The organism is Actinomyces qiguomingii (assembly GCF_004102025.1).
GTDB classification, from domain to species: Bacteria; Actinomycetota; Actinomycetes; order Actinomycetales; family Actinomycetaceae; genus Actinomyces; species Actinomyces qiguomingii.
This window is the reverse complement of the sequence record NZ_CP025228.1, coordinates 3,531,411-3,546,528: the sequence shown is the minus strand read 5'-3', so window position 1 is coordinate 3,546,528 and position 15,118 is coordinate 3,531,411. Positions and strand designations below refer to the sequence as shown.

The 15,118-nt window shown below is 67.6% G+C and carries 14 protein-coding genes and 1 pseudogene; 11 read left to right on the top strand and 4 right to left on the bottom strand.

Annotation, left to right across the window (positions count from 1 at the left end; translation table 11 throughout):
* Window positions 1-65 precede the first annotated feature (65 nt).
* Window positions 66-1,401, top strand: a pseudogene (locus CWT10_RS14805) (DDE-type integrase/transposase/recombinase).
* A gap of 108 nt (window positions 1,402-1,509) precedes the next feature.
* On the opposite strand, the gene CWT10_RS14800 reads toward CWT10_RS14805, so the two are convergent.
* The 4 genes from CWT10_RS14800 to CWT10_RS14785 all read right to left on the bottom strand — a co-directional run bounded on the left by CWT10_RS14800 (window position 1,510) and on the right by CWT10_RS14785 (window position 2,917).
* Window positions 1,510-1,857 (bottom strand): type II toxin-antitoxin system PemK/MazF family toxin, encoded by a 348-nt coding sequence (locus CWT10_RS14800; protein WP_103061612.1) that lies wholly within the window; start codon window positions 1,855-1,857, stop codon window positions 1,510-1,512.
* On the bottom strand, window positions 1,845-2,078 hold the full coding sequence (locus CWT10_RS14795; RefSeq protein WP_103061613.1) for a hypothetical protein: 234 nt from the start codon (window positions 2,076-2,078) through the stop codon (window positions 1,845-1,847). The genes CWT10_RS14800 and CWT10_RS14795 overlap by 13 nt, the downstream gene beginning before the upstream one ends.
* Before the next feature lie 138 nt (window positions 2,079-2,216).
* Window positions 2,217-2,636, bottom strand: coding sequence for a type II toxin-antitoxin system VapC family toxin (locus CWT10_RS14790; RefSeq protein WP_103061614.1), 420 nt, complete (start codon window positions 2,634-2,636; stop codon window positions 2,217-2,219).
* A gap of 2 nt (window positions 2,637-2,638) precedes the next feature.
* Window positions 2,639-2,917 carry a type II toxin-antitoxin system Phd/YefM family antitoxin gene (locus tag CWT10_RS14785; RefSeq protein ID WP_103061615.1) on the bottom strand — a complete coding sequence of 93 codons (279 nt, stop codon included), beginning with the start codon at window positions 2,915-2,917 and terminating at the stop codon, window positions 2,639-2,641.
* Between the two features lie 265 nt (window positions 2,918-3,182).
* Between CWT10_RS14785 and CWT10_RS14780 the strand changes: the two genes are divergently transcribed.
* The 10 genes from CWT10_RS14780 (at window position 3,183) to CWT10_RS14735 (ending at window position 14,749) form a co-directional block, all read left to right on the top strand.
* On the top strand, window positions 3,183-3,875 hold the full coding sequence (locus CWT10_RS14780; RefSeq protein ID WP_103061616.1) for a FadR/GntR family transcriptional regulator: 693 nt from the start codon (window positions 3,183-3,185) through the stop codon (window positions 3,873-3,875).
* A gap of 85 nt (window positions 3,876-3,960) precedes the next feature.
* Entirely contained in the window at window positions 3,961-5,379 is a 1,419-nt protein-coding gene (locus CWT10_RS14775; RefSeq protein WP_103061617.1) for a four-carbon acid sugar kinase family protein, read from the top strand.
* Between the two features lie 112 nt (window positions 5,380-5,491).
* A complete protein-coding gene (locus CWT10_RS14770; protein ID WP_103061618.1) occupies window positions 5,492-6,379 on the top strand; it encodes an NAD(P)-dependent oxidoreductase in 888 nt (295 codons plus the stop codon).
* 9 nt (window positions 6,380-6,388) lie between these two features.
* Complete coding sequence (locus tag CWT10_RS14765; RefSeq protein ID WP_103061619.1) at window positions 6,389-7,759, top strand: GntP family transporter; 1,371 nt, start codon at window positions 6,389-6,391, stop codon at window positions 7,757-7,759.
* 545 nt (window positions 7,760-8,304) lie between these two features.
* On the top strand, window positions 8,305-8,544 hold the full coding sequence (locus tag CWT10_RS14760; RefSeq protein ID WP_103061620.1) for an AbrB/MazE/SpoVT family DNA-binding domain-containing protein: 240 nt from the start codon (window positions 8,305-8,307) through the stop codon (window positions 8,542-8,544).
* Entirely contained in the window at window positions 8,541-8,966 is a 426-nt protein-coding gene (locus CWT10_RS14755) for a PIN domain-containing protein (protein WP_103061621.1), read from the top strand. Before CWT10_RS14760 ends, CWT10_RS14755 begins: the two co-directional genes overlap by 4 nt.
* Before the next feature lie 619 nt (window positions 8,967-9,585).
* The gene (locus tag CWT10_RS14750) at window positions 9,586-10,023 is read left to right on the top strand and encodes a cupin domain-containing protein (RefSeq protein WP_103061622.1); all 438 of its coding nucleotides are present in this window, start codon (window positions 9,586-9,588) and stop codon (window positions 10,021-10,023) included.
* A gap of 356 nt (window positions 10,024-10,379) precedes the next feature.
* A complete protein-coding gene (gene gdhA / locus CWT10_RS14745) occupies window positions 10,380-11,717 on the top strand; it encodes an NADP-specific glutamate dehydrogenase (protein WP_103061623.1) in 1,338 nt (445 codons plus the stop codon).
* A gap of 309 nt (window positions 11,718-12,026) precedes the next feature.
* The gene (locus CWT10_RS14740) at window positions 12,027-14,381 is read left to right on the top strand and encodes a bifunctional metallophosphatase/5'-nucleotidase (RefSeq protein ID WP_103061624.1); all 2,355 of its coding nucleotides are present in this window, start codon (window positions 12,027-12,029) and stop codon (window positions 14,379-14,381) included.
* Window positions 14,378-14,749 carry a sterol carrier family protein gene (locus tag CWT10_RS14735; RefSeq protein ID WP_158247567.1) on the top strand — a complete coding sequence of 124 codons (372 nt, stop codon included), beginning with the start codon at window positions 14,378-14,380 and terminating at the stop codon, window positions 14,747-14,749. Before CWT10_RS14740 ends, CWT10_RS14735 begins: the two co-directional genes overlap by 4 nt.
* Window positions 14,750-15,118 lie beyond the last annotated feature (369 nt).

Below are 15,118 nucleotides of genomic sequence, written 5' to 3'. Positions count from 1 at the left end.
CTGTCTCAGGACATCGGTGACAGTTCTGGCTGTTTGGGTGGTGACACTTCGGGTCGGATTGGGGCATGAGTTCAGCGAACCGTCGTGTCGATCCGCGTGTGCGCCTGGAGATTGTCCGGTGGCCTGATGACGCCCCGCGCGGGGCGGTCACCACCTTCTGCGCCGAGCAGTCCATCTCACGTAAGACCTTTTATGCGATCCGTGCCCGAGCTCGCGCCGAGGGCGAGGCCGCGGCCCTTGAGCCTCGCTCCACGAGACCACGTAGGAGTCCTTCGGCCATCAGTGCTGATCAGCGCACCCAGGCCCTGGACGTGCGTGCCGCGCTAGAGAGCTCTGGCCTGGACTGCGGCCCGATCAGCGTGCACGACAAGATGCAGGCCATGGGCCTTCAGGCGCCCTCGCCGGCGTCCCTGGCCCGGATCTTCCGCGCCGCCGGCGTGGCCCGCGCCGAGCCGGCCAAAAGGCCCCGGGCGGCATGGCGCCGTTTCGTCTACCCCGCCCCGAACGCCTGCTGGCAGACGGGGCGCCACCGAATACGTACTGGCCGGCGGCCGCAAGGCCGTCATCTTCCAGCTCATCGACGACCACTCCCGCCTGGCGGTTGCGTCCCTGGTCGCCGCCTCCGAGACCAGTCAGGCGGCCATCGCCACCTTCGACAAGGCCGTCGCCCGCTACGGAGTGCCCCAGCGGCTGCTGACCGACAACGGGGTCGCCTTGAATCCCACCCGACGCGGCCGCAAAGGCAAGCTGGTCGGCCACGTGCGCTCCCTGGGGGTGGAACCGATCACCGGCAAGCCGTACAAGCCCACTACCCAGGGCAAGAACGAGCGCTTCCACCAGACCCTGTTCCGCTACCTCGACGCTCAGCCCCTGGCCCTCACCATCGCCGAGCTTCAGGCACAGGTCGACGCCTTCGACCACATCTACAACACCGAACGCCGCAACCAGGCCCTTCCCGGGAGGATGACACCCCAGCAGGCGTGGGACGCCACCCCCACCGCCATCCCGCCAAGACCCGCCCCACCCGACGAGACCGTGTCCGTGGGCGGTCCGCCCGCACCCACTGTTACCGCCTCGGGCCAGCCCACACGAGGTGCCAGACCACCCGAGCGCCGCAAGACCCCACCCTCAGGGACCCGGCAGGTATGCGTCGGCGCCAACGGGACCGTCAACCTGGCCTCGATCACGTTCCTGGTCTCCAAGGCCTACGCCGGCAGCCAGGTCATCATCGACTACAACCCCGACACGATCATCATCACCACCACCGACGGCGAGGTCCTCGCTCAACACACCTGGCCCGCACCCGGCACCCGCTACGTCTCCACCCACACACACCCAACCCCACCAACCAGCACCGACCACCACACCCCACAAGACCCAGAACTGTCACCGATGTCCTGACACACCAAGTGTCACCGATGTCCTGACACAAAACTGTCACCGATGTCCTGAGACATCACATGCGCTGTCCCCGGCATCGACGGCGGGCGGTGCGCCGAAGCCGACCAGTCAGACGTCGAGGACCAGGCGCAGTCCGTCGTCCACGCGATTAAGAAGGTGGGCGGGGAGAACGCCGATGCGATCGCTCAACCTGGAGCGGTCGACTACGAGGGTTTGCGACACATTTACAACGCACTGCTTGGACAGGCCCGCCTCACCGCGCTCAATCCCGACGTTGCCTGGCGCCGCTGCCAGCCGCAGGTTGCTGGTTATCGCGGAAACAATGACAGTGGCTATGCGTGATCGGTTGAATCTGTCTGAGGACACGATCAACGCGGGTCTGCGGTAACCCGGCTTCGAGCCGATGGGATCGCCGAAGTCGAGCCACCAGACCTCTCCGCGAGCTACCACTGCCATGCCCCCGACTCAATGAGTCTCCTCGCCGGCGCCAACGGGGCCTGCGCGGGCTCGACGTCCTCAAGAGCGTTAAGCGCCTCAGTCACAGGGTCATCGCTGTAGCTGATCACCAGGTCGTGGACGGCCTTCGTGTACAGCTGCGACCGGCTCCATCCGAGGCGGCGTGCGATTTTTTCAGCCTCCTGGAACACCGGGTCTGGTATGGATACTGCCGTCTTCACATGCGAAGTATAACCGGTATGACAGCTCTTCGCGTTGGAGGGCGCCGGTGGTCTCACGGGTTGCGGCTTCCCGGGTGACGGCTGGCGTGCATGTCCCGGCGGAGCGGTGCGTGCGCAAAAGGTGAAGAGGTGTGCCGCTCACGCCGACTTCGGCGGGGACGGATTGTCGACCGGGTCGATCACGTTCAGCCCGAGACTCTCGGCAACGGTCTTCATTGCGGCATCGTGAGTGGCGACGGCGCTCGTTTCACCCAGGACAAGAGCGGTCGCCAGATGCAGGGCGTCAAGGGTCTTGACGTGCCTCTCGATGGATTCGGCCACCGTGTGCACTTGGCGTGTGATGTCGATCAGGCCCACGCGGTCGAGCAGCGGAAGCCCGTCACGTAGAGGCCGGTTGTCTCTTCGCAGGACGCGGATGACCTCAGTGCGCAGCAGGCGAGAGGAGACGAGCGTCATCCCCGGTGATTGCATCCAGTCCTGGACCTGCTCCCGCTCGGGCACATCCAGGATCGTGCGCAGGGCCACCGACGAATCGAGATATATCACCTGACCGGGCATGGTCAGTGGTCTCCGCGCTGCTCGGCGAGCAGGGCGTCCGCCTCGGCGCTCGTGTATGCCGGACCGCCCGGGTGGGACGGCCAAGGCGTGGGGGTCTCGGCCGCAGGCGTATAAAGACCCTCGCGCTCCAGACGCGCGAGTGCACTTGAAGCTCCCTGCACGGCGCTGAGTCGCCAGCGTGGGGTGCCGCGCTCGGTCACGACCACATCGTCGGTTTCGGTGACCTGGGCCAGCACGACGGCGGTGTGCTGATTGAGGTCCCGTTTGGTTACGGTGCGCATGGGCTCATGGTACGCCGATGTACTACCTGTGTCAGACATTCGGCGGCCAAGAAGGATGGAGGCGCCGAGCGGAGAACTCGGGCTGCGTCCGGGCGAGTGAACGCCAGCCAGTCCTCGGAGGAATATGGTTTGCGTGCGGTTCGCCCTCCCGTCATCTATTGGTGTTGGCCTGCCGATTCAGGGCGACTTGAATCGCCACCGCCCTTGTGTGTTCAGTGTCGGAGGCGTATTCTCACACCCAAGTCCTCAGAGGAGTTGAGCTGGTATGGCCCCGTCTCGCATTGACGCCGCAGTCGCCGAGGTGCTGCGCCGCGTCGTGGACGGCACCTACGCCGTCGGCTCCGCACTGCCGGGGGAGGAGGCGCTGGCCGCCGCCCTGTCCGTCTCCCGGCTCACCGCCCGCGAGGCCACCCGGGTCCTGATCACCAGAGGAGTCCTGTCCGCCCGGCAGGGCTCGGGCACCTACGTCAACGATCCCGCCGAATGGCAGGACCTGGCCAGCCTGGTGGCCCTGGCCCGCCGGGAGGGCTCGGAGCGCGAAATCGGCCTGGCCCTGCTGGAAGTGCGCCGCATGATCGAGGTCGGCAGTACCGGTATTGCCGCCGCCCGCATCACCCCCGAGCGCCTGACCGCGATGGAGGCCACCGTCGCCGCGCTAAAGGAGGCGGACGCCGCCGACGACGTCGAGGCCGCGACCGCCGCGGACCTCGCCTTCCACGACCACATCATTGAGGCCACCGGAAACCTCTTCATCCACGCCACCTACGCGCCACTGCGCGCAGAGCTCATGGCCGCGCGGCGGGTCACCTCCGCTCACCACGAGGTGCGCGTACACGCCATCGCCCAGCATGAGCGCATCCTCCTGGCGCTGCGTCTCGGCTCCCCGGACGCCGCCAAAGCGGCCATGCGCGCACACATGGATCAGACCACCAACGACCTCCTGCAATACACCACCTGAGCGCTTCGCCGGACCGGTGCCCGGCAGGCACCCGATCGGCCCGCCCCACAACCGCATACCCAATCTGTGACAAAGGAGTGCACTCATGAAGACCCTGGATGAGCTCACCGCCGGCATACCGCTCGGCCCGGCCGTGGACCCGGCGGATATCGCCGTCGCCCTAAGTCGAGTGCTGATCGTCCTCGACGACGACCCCACCGGCACCCAGTCCATCGCGGATCTGCCCGTGGTCACCGGGTGGGAGGTCGAGGACCTGGAGTGGGCACTGTCCACCGGCGCCAGCGCCGTATACGTGATGACAAACTCGCGCAGCCTCGACCCCGAGGCGGCCGCCCGGGTCAACACCGAGGTGGTCGCCAACGCCCTGGCCGCATCGACGGCGGTCGGCAGGCCGATCGCCTTCGTGTCCCGCTCCGACTCCACGCTGCGCGGCCACTTCCCGCTCGAACCCGACACCATCGCCGCCCTGCTCGAGCGCGCGGGCACGGCTGTGGACGGCGTCATTCTGTCCCCGGCCTTCCCCGACGCCGGGCGCATCACCGTACACGGCACTCACTACGCCGGCAGTCCCCAGAAGGGCTTCGTGCCCGTAGGGGACACAGAATTCGCCGCCGACAAGACCTTCGGCTACCGCTCCTCCTCCCTGCCCGAATGGGTTGAGGAGAAGACCGCCGGCGCCACCCGGGCGCAGGACGTGGTCGTAATCGATCTGGAGATGCTACGCACCGACGCGGACGCCGTCGTCGACCGGCTCACCTCCGTGCACAACCGCACGCCGATCGCCGTCGACTGCGTGGAGGAGAACGACCTACTGCTGCTGGCTCGCGCCCTGCAGCGGGCGGAGGCCGACGGCGCGAACTTCGTCTACCGGGTCGGCCCGCCCTTCGTCCGGGCGCGCATCGGACAGGTGCCGCATGCGCCCCTGACCCCCGAGCAGGCCCGGCCGGCCGACTTCGCCCCCGCCTCCGACGCCGTCGGCGGGCTGATCGTGGTCGGCTCGCATGTGGGCCTGACCGGACGGCAGGTCGACGCGCTGCGCGCGGCCACCGACACGCCCGAAGTCGTCATCGACGTCCCCACCGTGCTCGACCCGGACCGGCGCGACCCGCACGTCGAACAGGTCGCCGAGCAGGCCGCCGCCGCGCTGAGGCGGGGCAACGTGGTGGTCCGCCGCGGCGGCGCCTTCGTGGCCGGGCGGGACGCGGAGGAGTCCTTGGAATTCGCCCGGCGCGTGTCCGCCGCCGTCGTCGAGATCGTCCAGCGCATCGTCGCCGCCCGCTGCCCCCGCTTCGTCATCGCCAAGGGCGGCATCACCTCCTCCGACGTCGCCTCCCGCGGCCTGGGCGTGCGCCGGGCGCTGGTGCGCGGCCCCATGCTGCCCGGCATCGTCTCCCTGTGGGAGCCGCAGGACGGCCCGGCCGCGGGCGTCCCCTACATCGTGTTCGCCGGCAACGTCGGCGACGAGGACTCGCTCACCGCCGTCGTACGCACCCTCAACGCCTGACCGCCTCTAGCGCCTGACCGCCTGGCCGCGCGCCACACACCTGACCACTGCCAACTACATCACGCCAACACCCGGGGCGCATGCCCCACAACCGATCGAAGGAGATCTCATTATGACCACCACCATTGCCGTACTGGGACTGGGCGCCATGGGCCTGCCCATGGCCACGAACCTGTCCCAGAGCTTCACCGTCAGCGGCTTCGACATCGCCACCGAACGACTCGCCCTCGCCGAGCAGTCCGGCGTCGTGCCCGCAGCCTCGGCCGCCGAGGCCGCCGGCGACGCCGACGTCGTGCTGGTGGCCGTGCGCAACCAGGCGCAGCTGGAGGAGCTGCTGTTCGGCCCGGACGGCATCGCCTCCGCCATGCGCCCCGGCGCCGCCGTCCTGCTCACCTCCACGGTGGGCGGAGCCGGCGTGGAGGCCGTCGCCGACCGCCTGGCGGATATGGGCCTGCTGCTGGTGGACGCCCCCGTCTCCGGCGGGCCCGCACGCGCCGGCACCGGCGACCTGCTCGTCGTCGTCGGCGCTAACGACCAGGCATGGGCCGCCACCGAGGACGTGCTGGAGGCGATGTCCTCCACGCTGGTGCGCGTAGGCGATGAGCCCGGCTACGGCCAGTCCATGAAGACCGTCAACCAACTGCTGTGCGGCGTGCACATCGCCGCCGCCGGCGAGGCGCTCGCGCTGGCCCGGGGCCTCGGCCTGGACGTGGAGGCCGCCCTGAAGGCGCTTATGGCCGGTGCGGCGGAGTCCTTCATGCTCGGGGACCGTGGGCCGCGCATGCTCCAGGCCTACGACGAGCAGGGACCGGAAGTGCGCTCGCGGCTCGACATCTTCGTCAAGGACATGGGCATTGTCACCGCCGCCGCCAAGTCGGTTGGCCTGTCCACGCCGGTGGCGGCCGCCGCCGAGCAGCTGTACCTGCAGGGGGCGCGGCGGGGCCTGGGGGCGCAGGATGACTCCGCAGTTATCACCGTGATCGCGCCCGAGCGGGATTGAGGCCTCATCATGTCCACCACTGCCCTGCTGCTACTTGCCGTAGCGGCGATTGCTGTTCTGCTGCTGCTGGTCATCCGGGCCAAAATGAGCGCCTTCGTGGCCATGCTCCTGGTGTCCCTGGTGCTCGCGTTGGCCGCGCGCATTCCAATCGGCGACGTGGTCCAGACCATGATCGACGGCATGGGCCGGACCCTGGGATCGGTGGCCATGGTCGTCGGTCTGGGAGCCATGCTGGGCCGGGTCATTGAAGCCGCCGGGGGCGCGGAGGTGCTGGCCGACCGCTTCACGCGCATGCTGGGACGCGAGCGCGTGGTCGCGGCCGTGGTCGCTGCCGCCTTCATCCTCGGCATCCCGATCTTCTTCGACGTCGGTTTCATCATCCTGGCGCCGATCGTGTTCGGCTTCGCCTACATCGCGAAGATCAACCCGCTCAAGATCGGTCTGCCGGTGGCGGCTACGATGATGGCCCTGCACGTGGTACTCCCGCCCCACCCGGGCCCGGTCGCCTCTGCGGCCACCCTGGGGGTCGACGTCGGACTGCTGATGCTGCTGGCCCTACCCGCGTGCGCACTTGTGGCCGTGGTGGTCTACTTCGCGTCTAAACGGCTGGGCCTGGAGGCGGTGCCGATCGGGCAGACCCCGCTCGGCAGTGCCTCGGAGAGTGCCGAGTCCACCTACACGCCCGGCGGCGCGGTTCCCCGTGCCCACGCCACCGGCCCCGGAACGGTCATCTTCCTGATTGTTGAGCCGATTGCGCAGATCATGGTGGGTACGGTCGGGCAGATGCTGGTGGATGAGGACTCCCCCGCGCATGCGGTGCTCGGCTTCATCGGTTCGTCGATGACGGCGCTGCTGACCGCCGTCATGCTCGCCTACTTCATCGTTGGTCGTCAGCAGGGCTGGTCCTTGGAGCAGCGCGGTAAGGTCCTGGACTCCGCACTGCCCGATGTGGCCACCATTGTGTTCGTCACCGGCGCCGGGGGAGTGTTCGCCGGGGTCCTGGTGGCTAGCGGTATCGGCGATGCGCTCGCGCAGGCCCTGGTGGCGGCGCATATGCCGATTTTGCTGACCGCTTTCGTCATCTCGGCGGCGCTGCGGGCCTCGCAGGGGTCGGCGACGGTAGCGATCTTGACAGCGGCCGGACTGTTGTCGGATGCGGTTGCCAGCGGTGGATACTCGCCCCTCCAGGTCGTCCTGATTCAGATGGCGATCAGCTTCGGCGCCCTGGGCTTCTCCCATATCAACGACTCTGGATTCTGGATTGTCACCAAGTACATGGGCCTGTCCGTCAAGGATGGGCTGAAGAAATGGACGCTGCTGTCAACCATTGGTGGACTCACCGGGTTCCTGATCACCGGCGCCATCTGGCTGGTCGTTTGAGAGTTTGCGCACCTGCCGGCTCCAGGCCCTTCGAGAGCGGTCCGACAGCGATACAACCGTCGAGTTCGGTTGAAATAACCATCGAGTTCGGTCGATATGACCGTCGAGTTCGGTCGATATGACCGTCGAGTTCGGTTGGTGGGGCCGGCGGGATGAACTCCACCATGTCGTCGGCCCGCAGCCGTGCCACAAGCGCGTGGTCCCACTAGTAAAGCGGCCCGTTCCAATCCGGGTCATAGATATGCGGCATCTGCGTGCTTGGCTCCAGCGAGGCTGGCCGGCGTGCAAGGTTCTTCTCGCTGCCGGAGCGCCCGTCGACGGCGACGACGGCGGGCCGGTCAGCCGGCATGCTCTCGAGGGCGCACACATGCCGGAGCAAGTCGGGCGGCGTGGAGATATTCCAGGACGCACGGCCGGCGCCTCCGGTTGCAGGTAAAGGTCGGGCGTGGCAACGGCGTGGAGGGGACGGCGTCGACCATGCCAGTCCTGCCGCGTCTTTGCGAACGCCACTGAACGAAGTGGGATTGCGATGGTAACCTCCTCCCATGGAGGTGACGATTGATTCGGGCGGCCGCATCCTCCTGCCGAAGCGACTGCGGGAGTCGCTTGGATTGCTGCCGGGTACGAAGGTCGATGTGTCTCCCTATGGTGCCGGCGTGCAAGTGATTCCGGGGGGGCGTGCCGCACGGGTGGTGCGCGATGAGGACGGGAACCTGGTCGCCACTTCGCAGACCCCAGTAACCGATGACGTGATGTTTGCACTGATCGATGGTGGCAGAAGGTGAACGGAACTACGCGCATAGCCGTCGATACGAGTGTTGCCATTCCTCTGCTGGTAGCCTCCCATGAGGCGCACCGCCCGGTGCGTGACTGGGCGAGGGGGAGGCGGCTGAGCCTCAGTGGACACGCCCTGGCGGAGACTTATGCGGTGCTGACGCGGTTGCCCGCAGACGCGCGCGTGTCCGCCGAAGACGCGGTCGCGCTTATTGACGACCGTTTCCCGGAGGTGCTCGCCCTTTCTGCGAATTCGGCGATCACGGCGCACCGGCGATTGGCCAGCCTTGGAATCGCAGGCGGTGCCGTCTACGACGGTCTGGTCGCCCTTGCGGCACTGGAGAATGGCGCATTGCTCGCCACCAGGGACGCACGCACAAGGGACACATATGAGGCGGTGGGAGTCGCCGTCGAGGTAGTCGCGGCCGGATAGTGCACCGCTCAGTGCTATTGCGGTCTTTGGGAGGCGCCGAATGCGGCAGTTGGCCGACTGGTCGGAGGGGGTGAGCTGGGGGACAGTACCAATAGAGGGTAATGCGGCTCTTCCGGATTGAGGGTGTAGTGGGTGGGTGTGGGCCCGGCCTGCTGCTGGCCTTGTACATGGACCGTGTTACTGCGGTTGGACCGTCTGAGAGTGCGTTTCAGGCAGTCCAACGGCAGCCAGATGGTCCAACTGGCATGCTCGCCACACCAGGGCGGTAGGCCAGCAGCCGAGAGCCAAAGTGTCCAGATTCGGTACAAAAACACCGCCTCTGCCGGCAGGTGCCCTCAGATTCCTTGGAACCATACGGACCTGGTAGACGACGTCGGGCGAGGGATCCTCGTTTGTGCCGAATCCGGACACTTCCCCCACCCGCCGGCCCCGCCGACCGAACTCGATGGTCATATCGACCGAACTCGGTGGTTGTTTCGGCCGAACTTGGTGGTTATTTCGACCGAACTCGATGGGATTGGGGGCGGTGCTTGGGGGGCCGCCCGGTGCCTGGCTGGAGCTGGGCGACGCTCGTAGTGTGATGCCGTGCGACCACAGTGGCCGCAGGAGAGGAGCCATCATGACCGCCACCACCGACGAATCCGTATTCGCCGCCGAGAACGTCTTCGGCAAGGGCGAGCCGAACTCCACCTTAGCCCAGTATTTCATCGGCGACAGCTATCTGAAGGAGCTCGTCGACGACCCCGAGTGTGCCGTCGGCATCCACAATGTCACCTTCTCACCCGGTTGCCGCAACAACTGGCACATCCATCACGCCACCTCCGGCGGCGGTCAGGTGCTGATCTGCACCGCCGGCTCCGGATGGTTCCAGGAGGAGGGACATGACCCGGTCTCCCTAGAACCCGGGTCGGTGGTGTTCATCCGCGCTGGCGCCAAGCACTGGCACGGTGCCAAGGCGGACTCCTGGTTCTCCCACATCGCGCTTGCAGTCCCTGGGGAGAACACCTCCAACGAGTGGCTCGAGCCCGTCGAAGACGCCGCCTACGCAGCGCTTTGACGCTCAGATTGCTCGTTGCCTACGGACCCGATAGCAACACAAGCCCGGCCCAGGCGGTTGTGGCGCTTTGACGCTTAGATTGCCCGTCGCGCACGGACAGGCGGCTCGGCGTGGCCGCGCGGCCGCGGTAGCGCCGCGACAGGTGCGCCTGGCAAACGGTCACCACGGCGCGGCCGCGGTGGCGCCGACCGAAGCATGAGATGTTTCGTCTCAGTTACCCGTGGGGTGCGACGCTTTGGCCCAGCGCGGGACGCCCGCCTGCTCAAAGACGTGCTCCTGCGCCGTAATCGCAGCCACACGGCACCGACTCCAGGTCGGGTGTGCCGCTGCCAGGTGACAGGTGAAGGAGATCCCGTATGCAGGACGTTGTTGAGAAGGTTTACGAACAGGTTGTGGCCCGCAACCGCGGGGAGGAAGAGTTCCACCAGGCCGTCCGCGAGGTGCTGGAGTCGCTGGACCCCGTCATTGCCAAGCACCCCCACTACGCCGAGGACGGACTCCTGGAGCGCATCGTCGAGCCCGAGCGGCAGATTATGTTCCGCGTCCCGTGGGTGGACGACGCCGGTCAGGTGCACGTGAACCGCGGCTTCCGTATCGAGTTCAACTCGGCGCTCGGCCCCTACAAGGGCGGCCTGCGCTTCCACCCGAGTGTCAACGCCGGCATTATCAAGTTCCTCGGTTTCGAGCAGATCTTCAAGAACGCACTGACCGGTCAGGGCATCGGCGGCGGCAAGGGCGGTTCTGACTTCGACCCGCACGGCCGCTCCGACGCCGAGGTAATGCGCTTTTGCCAGTCCTTCATGACCGAGCTGTCCCGCCACATCGGCCCTGACACCGACGTCCCCGCTGGTGACATCGGCGTGGGCGGCCGCGAGATCGGCTACCTGTTCGGCCAGTACAAGCGCCTGCGCAACTCATACGACGCCGGTGTGCTGACCGGCAAGGGCCTGGCCTGGGGCGGTTCCCTCGTGCGCACCGAGGCCACCGGCTACGGCACGGTCCTGTTCGCCCAGTCCATGCTGGCCACCCGCGGCGATAGCCTGGAGGGCAAGCGGATTGCCGTCTCCGGTGCTGGGAACGTGGCCATCTACGCCATTGAGAAGGCCCAGCAGCTCGGCGCCCGGCCCATCACCTTCTCCGACTCCTCCGGCTACGTCGTGGACGAGGCCGGCGTGGATCTGGAGCTGCTCAAGCAGGTCAAGGAGGTCGAGCGCGGCCGCGTCGCCGACTACGTCTCCCGCCGCCCCGGCGCCCGCCTGGTCACCGAGGGGCGCCCCTGGGACGTCCCGGTCGACGTCGCCCTGCCCTGCGCCACCCAGAACGAGCTCGACGCCGACTCCGCCACCGCCCTGCTGCGCAGCGGCTGCGCCGTCGTCGCCGAGGGGGCGAACATGCCCTGCACCCCGCAGGCCATTGAGGCCTTCCAGGCCGCTGGCATCCTCTACGCCCCCGGCAAGGCCTCCAACGCCGGCGGCGTGGCCACCTCTGCGCTGGAGATGGAGCAGAACGCCGGCCGCACCCGCTGGGACTTCGCCACCGCCGAGGCGAAGCTCACCGGCATCATGGCCGACATCCATGACTCCTGCGTGGCGGCTGCCGAGACCTACGGCCGCCCCGGCGACTACGTCCTGGGCGCCAACGCCGCCGGCTTCACCCAGGTCGCCGACGTCATGATCGCCCACGGCATCGTCTGACGCCCGTCGGCCGATCGGCCGACCCGATCGGCGGTCGCGGTCACCCTGGGATTACGATTTCTAGGGCGGTTTACTCGTGAACGGTGTCCGGCATCTTCCTGAGAAGGGGTCGGACACCGTTGTTGTTGCCCGGTATTTCGGGTGAGATGGTCTGTGGCGCGGCCCGCCGGCGCAGCGATAGGGCAAGGGGTGTTCAGCATCGCCAAATTGTCATCGTTGCTAATTGGTCAGTGTCATGGACCCCAGGTGTCCTGACACCTATGGTGATGTCAATCGTTCGGCCTATTGACGATCACGACGAGGACCACTATGAGATCGCGACACCTCACTCGGGCAGCCGTCTCCTTTACGACTCTCGTACTTGCAGCCTTCGCTCCCGCCGCAGCGGCCTCGCCGGTCGCGGTCGCCGGGGCTTCCATCGGCGGCCCGGTGGTCGTCGCCGCCCCCATTGAGGGCATGCTCGGTGCTCAGGTCGCCGACGCCCCCGTCAACATTAACCTGCTCGCTCTCAGCGACTTCGGTGGCCACATTGAGCGCGTATCTACCCTAAGTGAGGGGACGCAGCTGGTAACCGACCCCGGCGCCGTCACCCTGGCCTGCGAGGTCGCGGCGGCACGTGCCGCACAGCCCAACACACTGCTGGTCTCCGCCGGGGACAATGTGGGTGCCTCCGCCTTCATCTCATCGGTTCTGGAGGACCAGCCCACCATTGACTTCCTCAACGCGATCGGCCTGGACGTCACCGCCGCCGGCAATCACGAGTTCGACGGCGGCGCCACGGATCTGGCCTCCCGCCTGCTGGGCGCCTTCGACGCCCCGGTGCTGGCCGCCAACGTCACCGGTAGCGCCGCCCTGAGCTCCGAGGGTGATGGCGACGGCGTATGGACCACGCAGGTCGACGGCGTGACTGTCGGCTTCATCGGAGTGGTCACCGACTCCCTGCCTTCCCTGGTGTCCGGACAGGCCTTGGAGGGACTGCAGGTGGTTGACCTGATGGAGACCGCCAACACGCGTGCGGCCGCACTGAAGGACGGTGACGGCGCCAACGGGGAGGCCGATGTGGTGATCGTGCTGGCGCATGAGGACGCCGAGGTGTACGCCACGCAGTTCAACGGTTCGGTCGACGCCGTCGTCGGAGGTCACACCCATGTCGCCCACGCCGCCACCGTCACCGGTAAGGACGGCAACCGCATCGCCGTCGTCCAGCCCGGCCAGTTCGGCGAGTTTCTGGGCAATATCGCCCTGTCCTACGACCCCGCCACCGGCGCAGTCGGCGTTGTGAAGGCTGAGAACATCGACCTGACTGCCTCGGACTGCACCAGCGACGCCTATGGCGTCCAGGGAATCGTCGATCAGGCCGCCCACGACTCCCGGGTAGCCGGCGGCCGCGTCCTGACCACCCTGGACACGGGTTTCTACCGCGGCACCAATAACGGCTCCGACCCCGGCGCCAACCGCTCCACCGAGTCGACGGCCTCCAATGTCATCGCGGACTCCTATCGGTCCTGGCTGGTCACCGATGCCCGGCCTGAAGGCGAGCATTTCGTCGGGCTGATGAATCCCGGCGGCGTGCGCGCCGACTATCTGCGCGGCGATCTGACCGAGGGGGATGCCTATACGGTCCAACCCTTCGGCAATGAGATGGGCTACGCCACCTACTCGGGCGCACAGTTCAAGGAGGTGCTCGCCCAGCAGTGGCAGCCCGACACCTCCCTCCCGGTGCTCATGCTCGGCGTTTCGTCCAATGTGCAGGTCTATATCGACCAGAACGCCGCCGATGAGCTCGAGGAGTACTGGAGCCGGATCGCCGCCGGAGAGCGGGACCTTGCCGACCTTAAGACCGCCGTCGATGCCTCCCGCGCCCGTGTGATCCGCTCGGTTTATGTAGACGGTGTGGAGCTCGCCGACGACGCCGAGGTTGTGGTGGCGTCGAACTCCTTCATGCTGATGGGCGGAGACGGCTTCACCGTCCTGGGGGAGGCGGAGGTGACCGGCACCGGTGTGCTTGACCGGGCGGTGACCGCCGAGTATTTCCAGGCCGGGAACGCCGACCCCTCGGATCTGACCAAACGGCAGATCGGGGTCGACATGGATACCGATGCCGCCGCTGGCGCCGCCACCGTCCGCCTCACCGGACTGAGCTTCACGGCCGCCTCCGAGCTGTCGGCCCCGAGCGCCGCCCGGGAGGTCACCGCCACGGTGGCCCTCGCCGACGGGGGCACTCAGCAACTGACCAGTGCCATGATCGACACCACCATCACCCCCGAACTGCCCGAGACCGGTATGGCCACCTTGAAAGTGGCTCTTCCCGACGACGTCGCTACCACGGTCTGTCCGGGGGAAGGCGGGCAGAGCCACGGCGTGAGTGTTGCGGCGGCTTGCGCGGTGGTTTCTTTTACGCTGGTTGCCGGTGACGGTTCGACCCGGAGCATCGACCTGCAGGCCTTCGTTCCGGCCGCCTCGGGCGGTGCGGATGCGCCGCCCGGAGCGCAGGTGGTGGTTGCGCCGGAGCAGGATTCCCTGGCTCAGGCGGGCGTGCCGGATTTCCTGGGATCCTTCGGCATGATGAGTGCCGCGCTGCTGGCGGCCGGTGGCTTCGCCTGCTATCGGGTGATCCGCAAGGGTATGTCGAATCAGTGCCGCGTCGTACCGTCGGATACGTGAAACGACGCATAGATCCCGCCGCCGGCGCGCAATGCGTGCATCGGTGGGCCGACCAAACCGACTCCGGCAACCGACCCCGGCGCTCCGACACCGCAACCGCCGTGCGCTACACCCTGGAGGAACTGTCCGCCTGCGCCCCCGGCCATGCAGTGGAGGTCCGGGTGCCGCCCTTCGGAGTCACCCAGGCGGTCGCCGGCACCGTTCACCGTCGCGGCACGCCGCCCAGCGTGGTGGAGACCGATGCCACCACCTGGCTGGCCCTGGCCACCGGCCGAATGGCGTGGGAGCAGGCCCTGGCTTCCGGGGCGCTGCAGGCCTCCGGTGAACGCTGCGACCTGTCCGACTACCTGCCGCTGCTGCGACTGTGAGCCGGTGGCCCGGTGGTCCCGGTGGTCCCGGTGGTCCCGGTGGCCCCGGTGGCCCGGTGGTCCCGGTGGCCCCGGTAGCTCGGTGGTCCCGGTGGCCCGGTGGTCCCGGTGGCCCGGTCGGGCGCCGACCCCGCTTGGGCGCCGACCCCGCTTGGGCGCCGGGCCGGGCCCGGGGTCTGCCGAGGCCGCCGCTTCCGGGCAGGTGCAGCCGGAGTGCGCCGACCGCAGGGTCAGACTCGTGATTCGCCCCTGGATCGGCCTTGCTATGCCCGAGCGGACATGAATCACATCTAATCTGCTCGTTCCTCTTCCTATTCACGCCCGTTCGGACATACACTTACGTCCGAACGGGCTTCAGGGTGGAGGTGC

What these genes read in the sequence shown, in the direction of transcription:
- CWT10_RS14800 (WP_103061612.1), bottom strand. Translation starts at nt 1,857, where the DNA reads ATGGCAGTGGTAGCTCGCGGAGAGGTCTGGTGGCTCGACTTCGGCGAT.
- CWT10_RS14790 (WP_103061614.1), bottom strand. Translation starts at nt 2,636, where the DNA reads ATGCCCGGTCAGGTGATATATCTCGATTCGTCGGTGGCCCTGCGCACG.
- CWT10_RS14785 (WP_103061615.1), bottom strand. Translation starts at nt 2,917, where the DNA reads ATGCGCACCGTAACCAAACGGGACCTCAATCAGCACACCGCCGTCGTG.
- CWT10_RS14780 (WP_103061616.1), top strand. Translation starts at nt 3,183, where the DNA reads ATGGCCCCGTCTCGCATTGACGCCGCAGTCGCCGAGGTGCTGCGCCGC.
- CWT10_RS14775 (WP_103061617.1), top strand. Translation starts at nt 3,961, where the DNA reads ATGAAGACCCTGGATGAGCTCACCGCCGGCATACCGCTCGGCCCGGCC.
- CWT10_RS14770 (WP_103061618.1), top strand. Translation starts at nt 5,492, where the DNA reads ATGACCACCACCATTGCCGTACTGGGACTGGGCGCCATGGGCCTGCCC.
- CWT10_RS14765 (WP_103061619.1), top strand. Translation starts at nt 6,389, where the DNA reads ATGTCCACCACTGCCCTGCTGCTACTTGCCGTAGCGGCGATTGCTGTT.
- CWT10_RS14760 (WP_103061620.1), top strand. Translation starts at nt 8,305, where the DNA reads ATGGAGGTGACGATTGATTCGGGCGGCCGCATCCTCCTGCCGAAGCGA.
- CWT10_RS14750 (WP_103061622.1), top strand. Translation starts at nt 9,586, where the DNA reads ATGACCGCCACCACCGACGAATCCGTATTCGCCGCCGAGAACGTCTTC.
- gdhA (WP_103061623.1), top strand. Translation starts at nt 10,380, where the DNA reads ATGCAGGACGTTGTTGAGAAGGTTTACGAACAGGTTGTGGCCCGCAAC.
- CWT10_RS14740 (WP_103061624.1), top strand. Translation starts at nt 12,027, where the DNA reads ATGAGATCGCGACACCTCACTCGGGCAGCCGTCTCCTTTACGACTCTC.